Origin of the sequence: Saccharothrix sp. ST-888 (assembly GCF_000955975.1) — a bacterium.
Lineage (GTDB): Bacteria > Actinomycetota > Actinomycetes > Streptomycetales > Streptomycetaceae > Kitasatospora.
Window position 1 is genome coordinate 1 of record NZ_JYJF01000665.1, and the last position, 341, is coordinate 341.

General features: G+C 73.6%; 1 protein-coding gene. It reads left to right on the forward strand.

The genetic code is table 11. From position 1 onward, the window contains the following. The coding region (locus UK12_RS42245; protein ID WP_045307110.1) for a stress-induced protein at positions 1-341 on the forward strand (341 nt) is incomplete at both ends.

Below are 341 nucleotides of genomic sequence, written 5' to 3' on the forward strand. Positions count from 1 at the left end.
CGGACTGGCGGGCATCGCCACGGACTTCGGCGTCTCGGTGGAGGAGCCGGGCCGGGCGGCGGCACCGGCCGCCGCCGCGCCCCCGAAGCCGGTCGTCCCCCCCGCCGCGCCGGGCGCACCGACCAAGGCCACCCTGGCCAAGGGCTTGGTGCACCTCGACAAGGGCGCTTCCGTCTCCCTGGAGAAGAACGGCAAGCCCTTTCTCTCCTCGGTCCGGATTGGCCTCGCCTCGGAGGCCACCCGGCCCGGCCGCAACATCGACCTGGACGCCTGCTCCATCGCCTTCGACCCCCCGCGGCAGCAGCTCGAGACCACCTGGTTCATGAAGCGCACCGGCTGCA